The organism is Duganella radicis, from assembly GCF_009720825.1.
In the GTDB taxonomy this organism is placed as follows: domain Bacteria; phylum Pseudomonadota; class Gammaproteobacteria; order Burkholderiales; family Burkholderiaceae_D; genus Rugamonas; species Rugamonas radicis.
The window spans coordinates 759598-776787 of the sequence record NZ_WNKY01000001.1 but is presented as its reverse complement, the minus strand read 5'-3'; the positions used below and the strand labels follow the sequence as shown (position 1 = coordinate 776787).

The 17190-nt window shown below is 63.2% G+C and carries 13 protein-coding genes and 1 pseudogene; 9 read left to right on the top strand and 5 right to left on the bottom strand.

The window, feature by feature from the left end; all coding sequences use genetic code 11:
• Together GM676_RS03145 and GM676_RS03140 are read right to left on the bottom strand one after the other, a co-directional pair.
• Positions 1–717: pseudogene (locus GM676_RS03145) on the bottom strand (phytase); the annotation flags it as partial.
• The gene (locus GM676_RS03140) at positions 717–3257 is read right to left on the bottom strand and encodes a TonB-dependent receptor (protein WP_155461902.1); all 2541 of its coding nucleotides are present in this window, start codon (positions 3255–3257) and stop codon (positions 717–719) included. The gene GM676_RS03140 and the pseudogene GM676_RS03145, both read right to left, overlap by 1 nt.
• Positions 3258–3566: 309 nt before the next feature.
• On the opposite strand from GM676_RS03140, the gene GM676_RS03135 reads away from it, so the two are divergent.
• Entirely contained in the window at positions 3567–4463 is an 897-nt protein-coding gene (locus GM676_RS03135; protein WP_155461901.1) for a GGDEF domain-containing protein, read from the top strand.
• Complete coding sequence (locus GM676_RS03130) at positions 4460–5488, top strand: AraC family transcriptional regulator (protein WP_371866083.1); 1029 nt, start codon at positions 4460–4462, stop codon at positions 5486–5488. The genes GM676_RS03135 and GM676_RS03130 overlap by 4 nt, the downstream gene beginning before the upstream one ends.
• On the opposite strand, the gene GM676_RS03125 is transcribed toward GM676_RS03130, so the two are convergent.
• Complete coding sequence (locus GM676_RS03125) at positions 5479–6450, bottom strand: AraC family transcriptional regulator (protein WP_155461900.1); 972 nt, start codon at positions 6448–6450, stop codon at positions 5479–5481. The genes GM676_RS03130 and GM676_RS03125 overlap by 10 nt on opposite strands.
• Before the next feature lie 90 nt (positions 6451–6540).
• On the opposite strand from GM676_RS03125, the gene GM676_RS03120 reads away from it, so the two are divergent.
• From GM676_RS03120 to GM676_RS03110, 3 genes are all read left to right on the top strand, one after another.
• Positions 6541–7944 carry an amidase gene (locus GM676_RS03120; protein WP_170304200.1) on the top strand — a complete coding sequence of 468 codons (1404 nt, stop codon included), beginning with the start codon at positions 6541–6543 and terminating at the stop codon, positions 7942–7944.
• A 138-nt stretch (positions 7945–8082) separates the two neighbouring features.
• Entirely contained in the window at positions 8083–11373 is a 3291-nt protein-coding gene (locus GM676_RS03115; RefSeq protein WP_155461898.1) for a tetratricopeptide repeat protein, read from the top strand.
• 18 nt (positions 11374–11391) lie between these two features.
• On the top strand, positions 11392–12846 hold the full coding sequence (locus GM676_RS03110) for an alpha/beta hydrolase (RefSeq protein WP_155461897.1): 1455 nt from the start codon (positions 11392–11394) through the stop codon (positions 12844–12846).
• A gap of 13 nt (positions 12847–12859) precedes the next feature.
• Here the strand turns inward: GM676_RS03110 and GM676_RS03105 are convergent, their stop codons facing one another.
• Positions 12860–13765: a LysR family transcriptional regulator gene (locus tag GM676_RS03105; RefSeq protein ID WP_155461896.1), complete on the bottom strand. Its 906-nt coding sequence runs from the start codon at positions 13763–13765 to the stop codon at positions 12860–12862.
• 107 nt (positions 13766–13872) lie between these two features.
• Here GM676_RS03105 and GM676_RS03100 point away from each other — a divergent pair, with 107 nt between their 5' ends.
• Both GM676_RS03100 and GM676_RS03095 read left to right on the top strand, forming a co-directional pair.
• Positions 13873–14913 carry a Rieske 2Fe-2S domain-containing protein gene (locus GM676_RS03100; protein WP_155461895.1) on the top strand — a complete coding sequence of 347 codons (1041 nt, stop codon included), beginning with the start codon at positions 13873–13875 and terminating at the stop codon, positions 14911–14913.
• Between the two features lie 4 nt (positions 14914–14917).
• Positions 14918–15853 (top strand): PDR/VanB family oxidoreductase, encoded by a 936-nt coding sequence (locus tag GM676_RS03095; RefSeq protein ID WP_170304199.1) that lies wholly within the window; start codon positions 14918–14920, stop codon positions 15851–15853.
• A 3-nt stretch (positions 15854–15856) separates the two neighbouring features.
• On the opposite strand, the gene GM676_RS03090 is transcribed toward GM676_RS03095, so the two are convergent.
• Positions 15857–16084, bottom strand: a complete 228-nt coding sequence (locus tag GM676_RS03090; protein ID WP_155461893.1) for a hypothetical protein — start codon at positions 16082–16084, stop codon at positions 15857–15859.
• Here GM676_RS03090 and GM676_RS03085 point away from each other — a divergent pair.
• Both GM676_RS03085 and GM676_RS03080 read left to right on the top strand, forming a co-directional pair.
• Positions 16073–16288, top strand: coding sequence for a type 2 periplasmic-binding domain-containing protein (locus tag GM676_RS03085; protein WP_155461892.1), 216 nt, complete (start codon positions 16073–16075; stop codon positions 16286–16288). The genes GM676_RS03090 and GM676_RS03085 overlap by 12 nt on opposite strands.
• Before the next feature lie 65 nt (positions 16289–16353).
• The gene (locus tag GM676_RS03080; protein ID WP_155461891.1) at positions 16354–17145 is read left to right on the top strand and encodes a cyclase family protein; all 792 of its coding nucleotides are present in this window, start codon (positions 16354–16356) and stop codon (positions 17143–17145) included.
• Positions 17146–17190: the final 45 nt, after the last annotated feature.

Below are 17190 nucleotides of genomic sequence, written 5' to 3'. Positions count from 1 at the left end.
GCCGCGGCCCGCCGTCGCGCCCGCGCCGGACGCTGTCGTCATGCCGCCGCCCGCTGCCGGCGCCGGCCATGGCCGGACCACGACTTCGCCCTTGCGCTCGCTTTCGGCGCCGCGTTTCAGCAGTTTGCGCTCCGGCACGCCCTCGGCCTCGGCGTTGTAGGCCCACAGGCCGACCTTGTCCTCATTGATCAGCAATTGCCGGGCCGCGTCGTCGGCGCGGCAGTGCTTGGTGTGCGGCGGCAGGGCCAGCTTGCGCACCAGCAGGCGCTGCTCGCCATCCATCAGCCACTGTTCCGCCTGGCCATCCTTGCCGACAACGAACAGATGGTCGATCTGCTGCGCATCGCGATACAGGCACGCGGTCTCGATGCCGAACGGTGGCGCCGGGAACGGTTTCCGCGCCGTCAGCGCGCCAGCCTGAAAGTCCACCAGCACCGGCACCACTTGCTCGGCGTTGGCATCCATCACCACCGCCACCGCGCCATTGCCTTGCGGGCGCAAGTCCAGATGCTTGGCGCGCAGCTTCAGGCGCGCGCGTTCCTTGCCGGCCGCATCCAGCAGATGCAGGCCTTGCTTGTCGACGCTGAGCCAGCCGCCATCCGGCAGCGCCGCCAGTTCGCTGGCCTTGGCCGCAAGACCGGGCAGGGGCGCGGCGGCGTGGGCCAGCGCGCCGCAGGTCAGCAGGGCGCCGGATAAAATCGTATCAATCTTTTTCATCAGAACAGGCTTACTTTCAGGCTGAGTTTGTAGGTGCGGCCGTATTGTTCATACTGCGCGTTATAAGCCTTGCTGCCGAGGTAAACATAATACTTCTCGTTGTTCAGGTTGGCCGCTTCAAAGTTCAGCTGCACCTGCTTGCTCAGCTGGTAGGACGCCGAGAAGTCCACCTGCTTCTGCGCATCGACGATGCGGTCCTGCCCGGCATCGAGAATATCGTCGCCCATTTCCAGCAGATAGTCCGACTTGTAGTTGACCGCCAGACGCGCGCTCAGCGGGCCTTGCTCGTAGCCCAGCATCAGGTTCAGCACGCGGTCCGACTGGCCCGGCAGGCTGATGCCGCGCGAACGCATGCGCCTGGCATCGGTGTCGTAGCGCGCCACGTTGGCGTCGGAGCTGGTCAGGCTGCCGTTGGCGCCGATGATGAAACGGTTGAACGGCGATGGCAGCATGCGCAGCGGCTGCGAGTAGGACAGCTCGATCCCTTTCACGCTGGCCTTGTCGCCATTGGCATAGGTGATGGCCGAGGTGTAGCCAGCCCACTGGCCGCTGCCGGCCAGGTTGGTGGTGTAGGTGAAGTTCTTGATGTCCTTGTGGAACACGTAGGCCGAGATGGCGCCGTCGTCGCCCAGAATGCGTTCGATGCCCAAGTCCAGATTGGTCGATTTCAAGGGCGCCAGATCCGGATTGCCGATGGTGGCCTCGGTATCGCTGGCCTGGCTGATGCCCGGCGCCAGCTGGTCGAAGTTGGCCCGCACCACCGAGTGGGTCCAGGCGGCGCGCACGCTGGTTTTGTTGTCGATATCGTAGCGGCTTTGCAGGGCCGGCAGCCAGTTGGTGTAGGAACGGTCGCGCTTGACGGCGCCGATGGTGCCGGCTTCCTCGTCCACGCGCGAACCGGCCGCGTCGAAGCGGGTGCGCTCGGCACGCACGCCGGCCAGCAGGTGCCAGGTGTCGAGGTCGACGCTGTTTTGCAGGTAGGCGGCGTCGATGTCTTCCTTCAGGCGGTAGTCGTCGATGGTGGAATCGGCCAGCACGCGGGCGCTGGCGCGGCTCAGGCCGGCCACCAGCGTGCGGATCGCGGATGGATTGATGGCGGCGCCAATCCGGCCCAGCTTGTAGTCCAGCTGGTCGGCGGTGACATAGTCGGCCATGGCGGTGCTGGCGCTGCCGATTTGCTTGCTGCTGTACGACCATGCCTCGGTGTCGTTGGTCTTTTCGCGGCGGCTGGTCTTGGCGCCGAATTTCAGCGTCGAGCTGCCTTCGCTCAGCTCAAACTTGCGCGCCAGATCGAATTGCAGGTGGTGTTCCTTGTCCTTGGCGTCGCTTTGCTTGAGGGCGATGGAGTTGAGCTTGTAGTTGGCGGCGCTGTACAGGCTGTCCGGGCCGGTTAGGTGCGGGATCCCGGTGCCGGTGTAGCCGACGCCGGCGAAGTCCTTGCTGCCGCGGAAGCGGGCGTCGTTGATCGATTCCGGCGCATCGTCGCTGGCGCGGCTGACGCCGCCGTTCAGGTCCAGCTTCCACTGGTTCCATTTTTGTTCGGTGCCCAGCACCACGGATTTGATGGTCTGGGTGTATTTGCGCTGGCGCAGGCGGCGTTCGCCACGGGCCGACGCGGTCTGCCCCTCGGCCAGTGAGCCGCCGGCGATGTTGCTGATGGTCAGGCGGTCGCGTACTTCGTCATCGCTGAAATCGCTGATGAAGCTGCGCAGGAGGTATTTGCTGGCGTTGTCCGGATGGTAGTCCAGATTCAGCGCGGCGGCGCGGCGTTCGCGGGTTGGCAGGTAGTCGCGGAACTCGACGCCGGCCAGTTTGCCGTTGTCCCAGGCGCCGCCGGGTTCCACATTGTCCGAACCGAACTCGCGCTTTTCGTAGCTCAGGCCGCCGGCGACGCCGAGTCTGCCGTCGAGCAAGCGGTCGGCAAACAGCACGCTGCCGCTTGGGCTGGTCTTGCCGATGTTCTGGTCGCGGCTGGCGCCCAGCGTGGCGGACAGCAGCTTGCCCGGCAGGTCGAAGCCGGTGAGGGTTTTCACTTCCACCGTGCCGCTCAGCGAGTTGGCGTCGTGATCGGGCGTGAGGGTTTTGCTGACTTCCAGCGAGCGGATCAAGCCGGCGGGCAGCACATCCAGCGCCACCGCGCGGCGGCCGGATTCCGGCGACGGCACCAGCGCGCCGTTGATGGTGACCGCGTTCAGGTCCGGGCCAAGGCCGCGCACGCTGACGTAGCGGCCCTCGCCCTGATCGCGCTGCACCGCCACGCCAGGCAGGCGGGCCAAGGCCTCGGCGGCGTTCTTGTCCGGCAGGCCGCCGATATCGTCGCTGCTGATGACGCTGACGATGTTGTCGGCTTTTTCCTGCGTGGCGATGGCGTTGCGCAGGCTGGCGCGCTGGCCGCTGACCACCACGCTGTTGGCGGCGGCGGCCAGGTCGGCGCTGTCGGCCGCCTCGGCGCCGTGGGCGGAAGAGGCCAGCATGGCCAGCACGCCGATGGTCAGGGCCGACCGGCGCGGCGCGGTTTTTTTATGTGCAGTTGTTTTCATTGGAGTTACCGTCTGTGGATGGGAGAACGGGGCGGATGGTAGGCGGCCAATGTTTCAGTTGCGTGACAGCTGGCGGCGTCGACGCCCGCAACCGGCGTTGGCGTTGGCCAAATGAGCTTGAATAACCTGTACCGCACGTCGTTCCGGCGCAGGCGGACGGTCCGCCGCCTGCGCCGGAATAATATTGGTGAGCTGATTTGACCTGTCAGTCCGCTTGTGTGGTAAATCCGCCAATCACGCTCCTTGTCACACCACCGTCACAAACCCACGCTAAGCTGCCGCCGCACACATAACGTCCATCGCCTAGCCATGCTGCAATTACACCGCCTCACGCTGCTCGTCTCCGGCCTCGCACTGATCGCCTGCGTCTGCCTGTATGCCACGCTGGGCACCGCCAAGCCCTTCGCCGTCTGGAAGTGGACCGACATCATCAGTGAGGGCGGCACCGCCGTCATGGCCGGCATCTGGGTGCTGTTCACCCTGAGCAGCCGTCCCGGCGGGCTGGTCACGCGCCTGCTGGCTGGCGGCCTGGCCATGATCATGATCGGCTCCTTCGCCGACTGTCTCGACGAATTCTTCGCCATCAGCAAAGCCACACGCTGGAATCACTGGCTGGAAGCGCTGGTCCCGCTCGGCATGCTGTGCGTGACCAGCGGCATGTACTACTGGCGCCACGAACAATTCCGGCTCAACGAACACTTGCAAAAACGCGAACGCCTGTTCCGCGAGCACCGCGCCTTCGACCGCATCACGCAACTGGCCAACGCCGACTACCTGCGCCGCCAGATCCGCCACGAGCAAGCCAGCAATCCCGGCCGGCCATGCGCGCTGGTGCTGCTCGACATCGACGGCTTCCACCTGATTAACCGCGAGTTCGGCCAGCGCGAAGGCGACCGCGTTTTGCAGGCGGTCGGCCACATGCTGCTGCTGAACCTGCGCAACGACGACCTGCTGTGCCGCTACGCCGGCGACCGCTTCGCGCTGCTGATGCCCGATACCAGCCAAGCCCAGGCGGATGCACTGGCCTGGCATCTGGTGGCCATGGTGGGCCAGATGCGCCATCACGCCAGAGACCGCCGCGTCCCCATCAGCTTGCGCCACGCCTGCGCCAGCGCCGACGCGCCCCCCGACGAATTGCTGGCCCAGCTCAGCCGCGAGCTGGCGCTGCAAGCCGAAGCCAAAACTGCCGGAGCGGTATCGGCGTGATCGCCTATCGACAAAACGGCGACCGCTACATCCCGGCGCAGCATCAGCCGGCGCTGGTGCTGGACTACGCGTGCAGCCGCGAGCTGGATGGCGATCATCTGCTGCATGGCACCGGTCTGCGCCACTGGAACATGCCGTCCGCCAACTGCGTGGTGACGCCGGCCGAATACCTGCAACTGGTTGCCAACGTCATGCGCGCGCTGGATAGCCCGGACAGCAGTTTCATGCTGGGCCAGCAAATGCTGCCCGGCCACTATGGCGGGTTGAGCCACGCACTGCTGCAAGCGCAGAACCTGCGACAGGCACTGGAAATCCTGTGCGCCGGCCATGCCCGCCTGTGTCCCTTGTTGACGCCGCGCCTGATCGAGGAGGGCGGCCTGGCCGTGCTGTACTGGACCGACAGCTTTGGCGCTCCCAGCCAACTGCCGGCGTTGGTGGAGATGCACATGACCGCCGTGACGGCCATGTGCCGTTGGCTGAGCGGCGAGCGACTGCCCTGGCGCTATTGCATCAATCGCAGCGCGCCGGCGCATGTGGAGCAGCACGAAGTCCATCTCGGCAGCGACCTGCGCTTTGGTTGTCATCTGGATGCGATGCTGATCGAGCCGGCGTGGCTGGACCGCCCCTGGCCACGCGGCAATGCGATGGCGGCCTCGGTGGCGCTGCGCAGCGCGACGGCGGAGGCGGGCGAGCTGGCGCTGACGCCCAGCCTGCTGACCGCGATGTACGACTATCTGCTGGAAAATATCCGATTGGCGCCGACGCTGGAAGGCAGCGCCGCCGCCTTCGGTGTCAGCCCGGCCACTTTAAAGCGCCATCTGGCGCGGCACGGCAGCCACTTCCAGGCCGAGCTGGATCAGGTGCGGGCCCACGTTGCCATGCACCTGTTCCAGATGCGCGGCTACGACAATGAAGCGGTGGCGCACTACCTCGGCTTCCACGACGCCACCAACTTCCGCCGTTCCTTCAAGCGCTGGACCGGCCTGGTGCCAAGCCTGCTGCGCGACGCCTTGCTTCACTCCTGAGCGGGGCGCAGCCGCAGCTTGCGATACGCACCCGGTGTCATGCCGGCCCAGTTCTTGAAGGCGTGCTGAAACGGGCTTTGTTCCGAATAGCCGAGCAGCAAGGCCACCTCGCTGACGCTGACCGCCGGATCGCTCAGATATGCCTTGGCGCGCTGGAACTGTGCCTCATGCAGCAGCTTGCGGAAACTGCTGCCGTCCCGGGTCAACTGCTGTTGCAGCTTGCGCGGCGACATGCGCAAGTCCCCGGCCACGGCTTCCACGCTGACGCGGCCGCTGGCGATGCGTTGCCGCACCTGGCAGACGATCTCGCTTTCATCGGCTTGCAGCAATTGCTCCTCGGCTTTTTGCAGCAGGATCTGGTTGGTTTGCGGATCGCCGAACACCACCGGCAGGTCGAGGAAGGCGCGCTCGAATATCAGCCTCGTCATTGGCTGCGAGAAGCGGGGCGGGCGGCCGAATATCTCTGCATAGACGTGGGCATGGTCCGGCTGGGCAAACGTGAAATGCGCCTCGAACGCTTGCCGGGTGCCGCTCAGATGACGGCCGACGGCAGCCCACGATGCCAGCGCCAGTTGCATGAAGATGGGCGAGATCGGGCCGCGATACGGCAGCCATTGCAGTTCGGCCCTGTCGCCATGCATGGCCAGCGCGGTGGAGTTGACGTCCTGCACCAGCCGCTCGTAGCGCTGCATGACCTCAATCGCCTGGCCCAGCGTGACGCAGCTCATGGCGGCAAAGCCCAGCATGCTGTAATCGCTGGGCTGGACGCTGGCGCCCACGCGCAACGGCAAGGCGGCGTCGCCAGTCAGGGCGATGGCCTGCTGGTACAGCCCGAGCCAGCATTCGGTGGCGATGTGGTCGCTGCCGGCCAGCGCTGGCGCGATGGCGTCCACATGCGCGCTGCCGCTGCGGCGCAGATAATTAAGCAGTGGCAGCGCGGTGGCCACCTTGACTTGCCCCATGTCGTACCTGTCCCTGAATGTGCGCGAATTCTCAGTTTTTGCGGGATTTCGCTAAAGACTCCCGGCGTCCGGTCTGCGCATAATAGCAAAATGGACAAAACTCAAGGAAATATGCGGGCGCCGGATGCGGTCGGCCTGCTCTCGCAGTTGCGCGGCGGCCTGCTGACGTCGGAACAACTGGTGACTGAACGTCTGGACCGGCTGGCGCGGGTGCAGCCGCGGATCAATGGCGCCACCCAGATCTTCCGTGATCAGGCACTGGCGCAGGCCGCGCTGCTCGACCGCGAAGGCGACCGATCGCTGCCCCTGTTCGGCCTGCCGTGCAGTGTCAAGGAGACCTTCGGACTGGCCGGCCAGCAGGTGACGGCCGGTTCGCTGCGCATGCCGCCGGAGGCGCACGCGCAAGATGCGGAAATCGTCCGGCGACTGAAGGCGGCCGGCGCCATCGTCATCGCGCGCAGCAATGTGCCGGAATTCGCCATGACCGGCGAGTCCACCAACCCGCGCTACGGGCGCACCAACAATCCGCTGGACGTCAGCCGTGTGGCCGGTGGGTCGAGCGGCGGCGAGGGCGCGCTGGTGGGCGCGTCGTGTTCGGTGTTTGGCGTGGGCTCGGATATTCTGGGCTCGATCCGGATTCCTGCGGCGTTTTGTGGCGTGGTCGGCTTCAAGCCGCATTCCGGCGCGGTCGAGTCGCGCGGCACCTGGCCGGTGGTGAGCGGCAATACGCGCAACTGGCTGGCCCTGGGACCGCTGACGCGCAGCGTGCGCGATGCGCAACTGGTCTACAACGTGATCGCCAATCAGCCAGTGGCCGATGCCGCCGGCGGGCGGCTGGTGACCCCGGCCGGCTTGCCGCTGACCATGCAGGAGCCGTGCATCGGCGCCGCGCTGTCCGCCGCGCGTAGCGCGCTGCTAGAGGAGGGCTATCGCGAAGAGCAGCAGGACTTCAGCGACACGCGCCAACTTTACCTGAACATCCCCAAACTGATCCTCGACGATTTTTACGACGACTGGATACGGCTGCTGTCGACGCCGCAGGGCGGTCGCTTCTCGCCGTTCAGGGAATTGCTGGCGCAACTGCTCGGCAAACCGACGGTGGACAACGGCCTGCTGCAATGGATGCTGATCGCGCCGATCATGAAAACCCGCAGCAAGGCCAAAATCCAAGCGATCGCCGAAGGCTACGCCAGCGCGCGCGAACGCTATCAGTCCCTGCTGGGCGCGGACGGCGTGATGGTGCTGCCGACGCTGGGCCTGCTGGCGCCGCCACATGGCAAGATGAACCGGCAGTCCCTGAAACCCGGCGTCAACGGCTTGTTCACCGCCCACACCATGGGCAATTACCTTGACCTGCCGGCCATCGCCATCCCGGCCTGGAACTTCAAAGATCCCGCCACCGGCCTGCCGCCCAGCATCTCCATCATGTGCGCGCCGGGCGCGGAAGGCAAGCTGTTCAACGCCGCCAAGCGCGTTGAGGCGGCTCTGAACTAATTTGCTTCTCGTTTGCAAGTGTCGCGAAATCCCCGCAGTTATGTTTGGAAGCGTACATAAAATATATTTTTATCTGGTAACACTGATATTGTTGGTGAACTAAAAACTTCTGCAATCGTTGAGAAAGTTGGCGCCAACATGAAGCTGTCATTATTTTCGCTCCGCAAGTGGATGCTCCTGCTTGGTTCCTTGCTGATCATCGGTCCCGCATGGGCTGATGTGAGCGAATTGAACGAGCAGGTGGCCCAGTTATACGAGCGGGGGCAGTATCCGCAGGCGATTGTGGTGGCACAACAGGCGCTCTCGGAGGCTGAAGGTACGGGAGCTACGACGTCAACTATTATCACTTGTGTCAGTAACCTGGCCCTGATGTATCGATCCGCGGAACGATACGAGGAAGCGTTGCCGCTGTACCAGCGTGCGCTTGCTCTTAGTGAGGTTGAGGCTGGGCCGGAGCACCCTGATACCGCGGAGCGGGCAAGCAGACTCGGCAGGTTATACAAACTGATGGGGCGTTACGATGACGCATTGACGCTGTTCCAGCGAGCGCTTGATATTGACGAGAAAGCGCTGGGTCCGGGTCATGCGGATACCGTGCAGGATTTGTCTTATCTGGCGGGGGCTTATCGATCCAAGGAGCAGTATAGCGAGGCGCTATGGCGCTACAGGAAGGTACTGGACTTGCGTGAGCAGGCGACGCAGCCTGATGACGAGGCGTTATCTGTCAGCGTGTATAACGTCGCTGGAGTGCTTCGGGCGATGGGCAACTATAACGAAGCGTTGCCGCTGTATCAGCGGTCGCTGGCAATTCAAGAAAAAATCTCCGGGCCAAATGATCCGCAGACCGCCACCGCCATTAATAACCTGGCCGGCTTGTATGAAGCGCAGGGGCGCTATGCTGAAGCGTTGCCGCTATATCAGCGCGCCTTGAGCATAGACGAGCGCGCCTTGGGGGCAGATCATCCTGATACTGGCGTGGACTTGAACAACCAGGCGGGTTTGCTCCGCAAAATGGGGCGTTATAACGAAGCGTTGCCGCTGTTTTTGCGGGCGCTGACGATCGTCGAGGAAAAAAAGGGCCGGGAAGACTCGTACACAGCCACCGTTCTGAATAATCTCGCGGGCCTGTATAAAACATTGGGGCGCTACGGCGAAGCCCTGCCACTGTATCGACGGGCTTTGGACATCGATGAGAAGACGCTTGGATTGAACCATCATGGCACGGCGATTGATCTGAACAATCTGGGCATGTTGTATAAATTGATGGGGAATAATGATGAAGCGCTGCGCTTGTATCAGCGTGCGTGGACGATTGAAGAAAAAATTTTTGGAGCGGATCATCCTGAGCTGGCTGTGAACCTGAACAACCTGGCTGAAATCTATGAAGAGCAAGGGAATTTGGGGGACGCATTGGCGCTCTACCGGCGCGCGCTGGCAATCCGGGAAAAGAGCCTGGCTCCTGACCATGTCAGCATCGCCCTGAGCTTGAACAATCTGGCCGGCATGTACCAATCGATGGGGCGTTATACGGAGGCGCTGCCGCTGTATCAGCGGGCGCTGGAGATTGACGAGAAGAGCCTTGGGCCGGAACATCCAAGCACGGCAACCGCGATAAACAACCTGGCCGTGCTATATGAGTCGATGGGGCGCGGCGACGAGGTCTTGCCGCTATTGCGCCGCGCTGTTCATATTGTGGCGGTGACCGATATCAGCGATCCTGGCCGCGACCACGGCGCGATCGGCAGCCTTGCCACCTTTTCGGCCAATCTGGCCAATAGCCTGAAACGACTGGACACACCGGGAGCGCAAGACGAGGCGATTTTTTATTATAAGTTGTCGGTGAATGCCCGGCAGCGCATGCGTGCCGGGACGCGCGGCATGGATGCCGCCACGCGCGAATCGTTCACACGCCAGCTCTCCGCGCCCTATCGCTCATTGTCTGTCCTGCTGGTGCAACGGGGACGGATCGCGGAGGCCGAACGCGTTCTGTTGTTGTTGAAAGAGTCTGAACTCACCGCATACTTGCGCCGCAATGGCGCCGATGGCGTAGAACAGCAAGGATTGCTATGGACGGAGGCGGAGGAGGCCTACCGCAAAAATCTGGAGGTTGCCGCGGCTCGCTGGCGCGAATATGCGCAGCGCTATCGCGAGGTGATGGAAGGCGTCAAGCAAGGCATATTCACCGATCCGGGGCCCGAGACGCTGGCGTTGGTCAGGTTGCGAGTGCAGATTGAAACGCAAACGGGCAACATCATGGACGATGCCATGCAGCGGCTGGGCGCGGCGGCGGAGAAAGCCAGCCAGCAGCAGAAAACGGCCTTTGAAAAAGCCCGCACGAAGCTGTCATCCAAGTTGGCGGGGATGGGCGCGCGCAACGGCGGTTTACGCACGGCAGGCCTGGTTCTGCAACCGACCGAACGTGGCTTGCTGATCATCGTAACGACTGGCCAGGGCGCCGTCCCGCTGATCAGTCCTGTTTCCGAGGACCGGCTGGGCATCCTGGTCAAGTCCTTGCGTGAAGCGATCCAGGGCCGCAAGGATTATCGCAAGCCAGCGCGTGAGCTGCACCGCTTGTTGATTGAACCGGCCGAGAAGCAGCTCAATGGCGCCAATGATATCCAGCAGTGGGCGATTCTGCCTTTTGGCAATCTGCGTGCCTTGCCATATGCGGCGCTGATCGGGCCGGATGGAAGGCATTTGATTGAGCGTTACGCGGTGACCATGCTCACTGCCGATGGCGGCGGCGGGCTTGATGGTCTGGAGACCCATGGCAGTGACATCTGGCATGGCGTGGCCTTCGGAGCGTCGCAAGCCAATGCTGATTTCGGTAACATTCCACTGCCCGGCGTGCGCGAAGAAGTCTGCGGTGTCATACGTGAGGCGGGAAGCCAGAGTTGTCTGGCGGCGCAGGGCATTATCAGCGGCAGGCGCTATATCGACGACGCTTTCACCTCGGACATGCTGCAATACTGGCTCGCTGCCGGCAGCAGCGGCGCTGAGGTCTTGCATATCGCCACGCATTACAAGGTGGAACAGTCGCAGTTGCTGTTGGGCGACGGCAGCAAACTGAGCACCGGCGAACTGCTGGGCTGGAATCCCAAGCTGGAGCAATACGACATGATTGTCCTGTCGGCATGCGACTCCGGGATCAGCGACGGGGCAGTGGAATCGCTGGCTGGTGTATTCCGTTCGCAAGGGGCGAAGACCGTCATGGCCACCTTATGGCCGGTGGCCGATGTTGGCGCCACCCCGATGATGCTGGAATTCTATCGGCAGCGCGGTGAGACACGGGTGATGAGCAAGGCTGCGGCATTGCGCAAGACACAAATCGCTATGATCGACGGCAAGATCAACGGCGGTGGCGCCGCGATTGACTTGCGTCACCCGTACTTTTGGGCTTCATACGTCTTGATGGGTAACTGGCTTTAACATACAGAGGAAAATGCGATGCGTGATTTTCGTATCATGGTGGCTAGTGCTGTGCTGCTGGGAGCGGCAGGGCATGTTCCGGCGGCGGCGGAAGAGACCTTGCTGTGCATCCGCGGCCAGTCTTTTGTGCCGGGGCGCGAATTGCTGCAAACCCGGCAGCTTAAGATGCATACCGAAGGCGCGCCGCTCGGCGATCTGGCGCTGCCGGTGGCCCAGCGTGGCGTGCGCGAAAAGATATGGCCGGAGCTAACCCTGGATGAAGTGAAGGTGGCGGCATTCGATGAGCAGTTATGCGGTAAGGAGCCTGCGGCCGAGTTGAGCATCACGATCACGGACGAGGACTATGCGGAGATTCGCGCCGAGTTGAATCGAGGCGAAAGCGACATCGCCCGGTTGAACGATGTGGTACGGCAAGCTGGCGCCAAGGCAGTGCCGGTGAAGCCTTTTGATAAGGGTACCTCGGTTCTCTACAAGCGGCACGACTGGGTGCACTTATATTTTGCCACCAGCCGGGATGCCACCAACAGCAGCAGGGCTGCCGATGCTTTCGGCAAGCTGCGCAGCGACAAGCTCACCTTCGGCGCGGTGGATATCTCGATCCCGTCTGATCACCGCTGGGCCAAGCTGGAGAGTCCGTCGGTATGGCGATTTGACTGGGATGCGAACCCTCAGCGCCACGTCGTGATGGCGGACGGGTTCCAGATCCTGAGCGAGTCCAAGCTGAAGAGCGAACTGGCGCAACGCGCCAGCGCGTTCAACAAGCCCGGGGTACTGTTGTTTGTCCATGGATTCAACAACTCGTTTGAGCAGGCGGCCCAGCGTGCCGCGCAGCTGACCTATGATCTTGCCTTTCCTGGCCCCACTATTCTGTACAGCTGGCCATCCAATGGCGACGTCCTGTCCTATATGAGCGACGAGGAAAAGGCGCGCTCGGCATGGCGGCAGATGGCCGCCGTGCTGGATCAGTTGACTAGCCTCGGGCCGGGCGTGCCAGTCTATATCGTGGCCCACAGCATGGGCAATCGCGTGTTCACACAGGGCATGGCCGAGTTGCTGCGGCGCCGACCTGGCGCGGACAAAGTGGTACGTCAGGTTGTGCTGGCATCCCCGGATATTGGCGAACAGGAGTTCCGGGAGCGTTGGCTGTATGAGCTCAAGAGTGCCAGCCCAACCCGCTACACGCTGTACGCTTCCAACCAGGATTTGCCGGTGGCGGTGTCGGCGTGGCTGCACGGCGAAAGAAGGCTGGGTTCCGGCGGATCGGGCATTGCCGTGTTCTCCGGGCTTGATTCTATCGATGCCAGCGCGATTACCGAAGAGTGGTTCGGGCTTTCGCACAGCTACTTCGGCGACAACGCTACGGTGATGAGCGACCTGTTCATGATTATTAACCAGGGACTGGAACCAGCCAAACGACCACGCTTGAGCAAGGCAAGCGGAACCCGCGGCACTTATTGGGAATTCAAGCCTTGAGATGATAGACAGGTCAGGGTGCGTCCGTAAAAATCTCGGCGATGGTACTGCGCAGCCATGCGTTGGCGCCGTCCTTGGCGTATTTGCGATGCCAATGTTGTTTCAGGTCGAAGCTGGGGATGGCGACTGGCGGTTCGACTAGCCGGATGTTGGCCAGTTGCGCGAAGCTTTCGCCCACCGCGCGCGGTACGGTGACCACCAGGTCGCTGGCGGCGATCACGAATGGAATCGACATGAAGTGCGGTGTGGAGAGCACCACGCGTCGCGTGATCTGCTGCTTGGCCAAAAACTGTTCGAACAATTCCTGGCTGCGGCCTTCGGCCTTGACCACCACGTGCCCCATGTCCAGGAATTGCCGCATGCTGAGTTTTTTCTGGCGGTACGGATGACTGGCGGCCAGCAGGCAGATGAAGTCATGTGTGAATAGCCGCTGCTGGAACAGGTTGCGGTGCTTGAGGTCCGGGAAGTAGCCTACCGCCAGGTCCACCGTGCCCTGTTCCAGCGCCACCGCCAGTTCGGCCGGCGGCAGCGTGACGGAGCCGATACTGGCACCCGGCGCCTCGCGCCGCAGGCGGTCCAGCAGGCGAGGCAGGAAGGTCATCTCGCCGATGTCCGACAGCGCGATGGTGAAATGGCGGTCGGTGCTGGCCGGCTCGAACTGTTCGCTGGCCAGCACGTCGTTGCGCAGCCGTTGCAGGATGTCGCGCGTGGGATCGATCAGGGTGAGGGCGCGCGGCGTCGGCGCCATGCCTTGCACGGTGCGGACGAACAGCGGATCGCCCAGCGCCTTGCGCAGTTTGTTGAGGGCCACGCTGACCGCCGGCTGGCTCATGCCCAGCTTGCGCGCCGCGCCACTGACGCTGCTTTCTTCATAGATGGCCAGTGCCACCGGCAGCAGGTTCAAATCGAATCCCGGCATGGTTGTCTCCGTATTTGAAATTCGCATAAATATTATGTCGTTCATTCTATTTCAAAATACGGTGTTCTCCGCGATGATCTTTGAAAATCATTCATAAGGAGACCGATATGTTCCCGCTCAATCAATGGTATGTGGCAGGCTTCGTATGGGAGCTGAAAGAACGGCCGCTGGCCCGTGTGCTGCTGAATAACCCGATCGTGATGTTCGCCACCGAAGATGGCGGTGTGGCGGCGCTGGAAGATCGCTGTTGCCACCGCGCCGTGCCGCTGTCCTGCGGCACGCTGGAGGAAGGCGGCATCCGCTGCGGCTATCATGGCTTGAAGTTTGCCGCCAGCGGCCAATGCATCGAAGTGCCGGGGCAAGGCAAGATTCCCGGTAAGGCCAGGGTGCGCGCGTTTCCGGCCGCGATACGCAATCAGGTGGTCTGGATCTGGTTCGGCAAGGATGCGGAGAGCCCGCCGGACTGCGAGCCGCCGGAAGTGCCAGCGCATGAAAATCCGGTGTACAGCTGGAAGGGCGGCGCCTTCCATTACAAGGCGCCGTATCAGCTGATTCACGATAATCTGCTGGATCTGAGTCACGTCGGCTATCTGCATGGCCGCACCATCGGCGGCAACGCCAAGGTGCACATGGAAGCACCCACCATCGTCACGCAGGATGGCGACAAGGTGCGCGTGGTGCGCTGGATGAAGAATTCACAGCCGCCGGCAACCTACTCGGCGGCGTGGCCGTTCAAGGGCAGTATCGATCGCTGGCAGGAGATCGATTTCCATCTGACGTATTTGCAGATCTTTACCGGTGCGGTGGAGCCGGGCGAGTATGCGCTGGACGATCCACAGCGTGGCGGCTTCCACATGCGCGGCTTCCACGGCATCACGCCGGAGACGGAGACGACCACGCATTATTTCTGGACCATGGCCAGCTCCGCGCACCCGGATCAGCCGGACAACGCGGAAACCGTGTACCGTCAGACCGAGCAAACCTTCGAGGAAGACCGCGTGCTGATTGAAACGCAGTACAGCAACATGAAACAGTTCGGCAGCGGCCCAATGATCGATATTCACGTCGACGCCGGCGCCAATCGCGCGCGCCGCGTGGTGGCGTCGCATGTGGCCGCGCAGGCGGCGGCCGCTGGTGCGGTGGGGTGAGCGCATGGAGGTCATCATTCAATCGCTTCGTGATGGCGGTGGCGTGCGCGTGCTGGAACTGGTAGCCGTTGACGGCTCGCCACTGCCGACCTACGAGGCGGGCGCGCATGTCGATGTCACACTGGGCACCGGCTTGGTGCGCCAGTATTCGCTGTGCTGCCGCGAACCTTCCCGCGGCTACCGGCTGGCCGTCAAGCGCGAGCCGCAGTCGCGCGGGGGATCGGCGTGGCTGCACGAGGTGGCGGCGGTGGGCACGCGGCTCACGCTCGGCCAGCCGCGCAATGCCTTCGCGCTGGCGCCATCGGCACCATATTATCTGCTGTTCGCTGGCGGCATCGGCATCACGCCGATTCTGTCGATGGCGTATGCGCTGCTGCGCCGTGGCGCGTCTTTCAGGCTGGCCTGCTACGTGCGAGATGCCGGCAGCGTGGCCTTTGCGGACGAACTGCTTGATGGGCCGCTGGCGCCGCACGTCGACGTCCACGCGGGCCTGAGCGCAGCCGATGTCGCCGCCAGCCTGGCAAGCGAGATCGGGGCGCAGCCGCGCGGAACGCAAGCCTATGTGTGCGGCCCGGCGCCCTTCATGGCGGCGGTGGCTGCGGCCGGTGAAGCGCATCTGGGCGCTGGCGCGGTGCACCAGGAGTCGTTCGCGCCCGCCACGGTGGAAGGCGCGGCCGCATTCACCATCAAGCTGGCGCGTTCGCAGCGCGAACTGCCGGTGCCGTCCGACCGCAGCGCGCTGGCCTGCTTGCAGGAGGCCGGCATCGATATCGATTGCTCGTGCGAGGTGGGCGTGTGCGGAACCTGCCGCACGACGGTGCTGGACGGTGTGCCGGATCATCAGGACAGCTTCCTGTCACCATCCGAGCGCGAGGCCAACGACTGCTTCATGCCCTGCGTATCGCGGGCGCGGACAGCGGTGCTGGTGCTCGACTTGTAGCCGCTAGTTCGCCTGCATGGCGGCGACGATCAGGCGGTCGACGTCCTGGTCGTGGCGGAAGCCCGCCGCCAGCGCGGCTGGCGTGCGCAGCGGCGGCAGGCGGCCGAACAGGGCTTCGATGCGTTCGTCCGGCGCGAAGGTTATTAGCTCGCGGCACTGCGGACCATAGCGCCAGGCTTCCTCGCCGCCGCTTACCTCGTGCTGGGCACCGAGCGCATCGTGACGGTGCATCGGCGCCTCGCGCTGCAAGTGTCGCGCGGGCTGCCGCTGAAAATCCTGCCTCTGCCCATGCAGATGACGCGCATGACGCAGTCCATGCAGTGGCATAAGTACCGCACGCGGGACCCTGGCTTGCTCTGGCTGCGCGGTCTTTTGAAACAGGCGGTGGTGCGGATGGATGCCGATATCGGCCGCGCCGATAGCGCCCATCGATAAAAAGCATTGCCGCGGCTATCGTGCGCGCATAGAATGCGCGGACCCAAGTGAAGAAAGGAATCACCATGCCGCGTCGTTTTGTCGATCTGTCGATTTATCTTGAAAATGAAGTCCTGTCCGACCCGCCGACCCTGGCGCCGAAGATCGAGTACCAGAACCACAAGGAAACCCTGAATGAGTTCATGCACCTGCTGCCCGGCACCAAGGCCGGCGATTACCCGGAAGGCGAAGCCGCCGCCGCCGAGTGGGTGCGCCTGACCACGCACAGCGGCACCCACCTGGACGCGCCGTATCACTTCCACTCGACCATGAACCGCAAGCTGGGCGAGTCGGAGCGTTCCATCACCATCGATGAGGTGCCGCTGGAATGGTGTTTCCAGCCCGGCGTGAAGCTGGATTTCCGCCATCTGCCGGATGGCCACGTGGTCACGGCGGCGGAGGTGGAGGCGGAGTTGAAGCGCATCGGCCATACTTTGAGTCCGCTGGAAATCGTGGTGGTGAACACGCGCGCCGGTTCGCGTTATGGCCAGCCGGATTACGTCAACTGCGGTTGCGGCATGGGCTATGAGGCCACCATGTATTTGCTGGAACGCGGCGTGCGCCTGACCGGTACCGATGCGTGGAGCTGGGACGCGCCGTTCAGCTATACGGCCAAAAAAATCCAGGAAACCGGCGATATAAGCCTGATCTGGGAAGGGCACAAGGCCGGTCGCGATATCGGCTACTGTCACCTGGAGAAGATGCACAACCTGGAGTCGCTGCCGCCGACCGGCTTCACCATCAGTTGTTTTCCGCATAAGATCCGTGGCGCCTCGGCTGGCTGGACCCGTGCCGTGGCCATTTTCGAAGACGCCTGATTTCCCGCGCGGGTGTGCCGCGCCGGTATCGCTTGAGGAGAACAG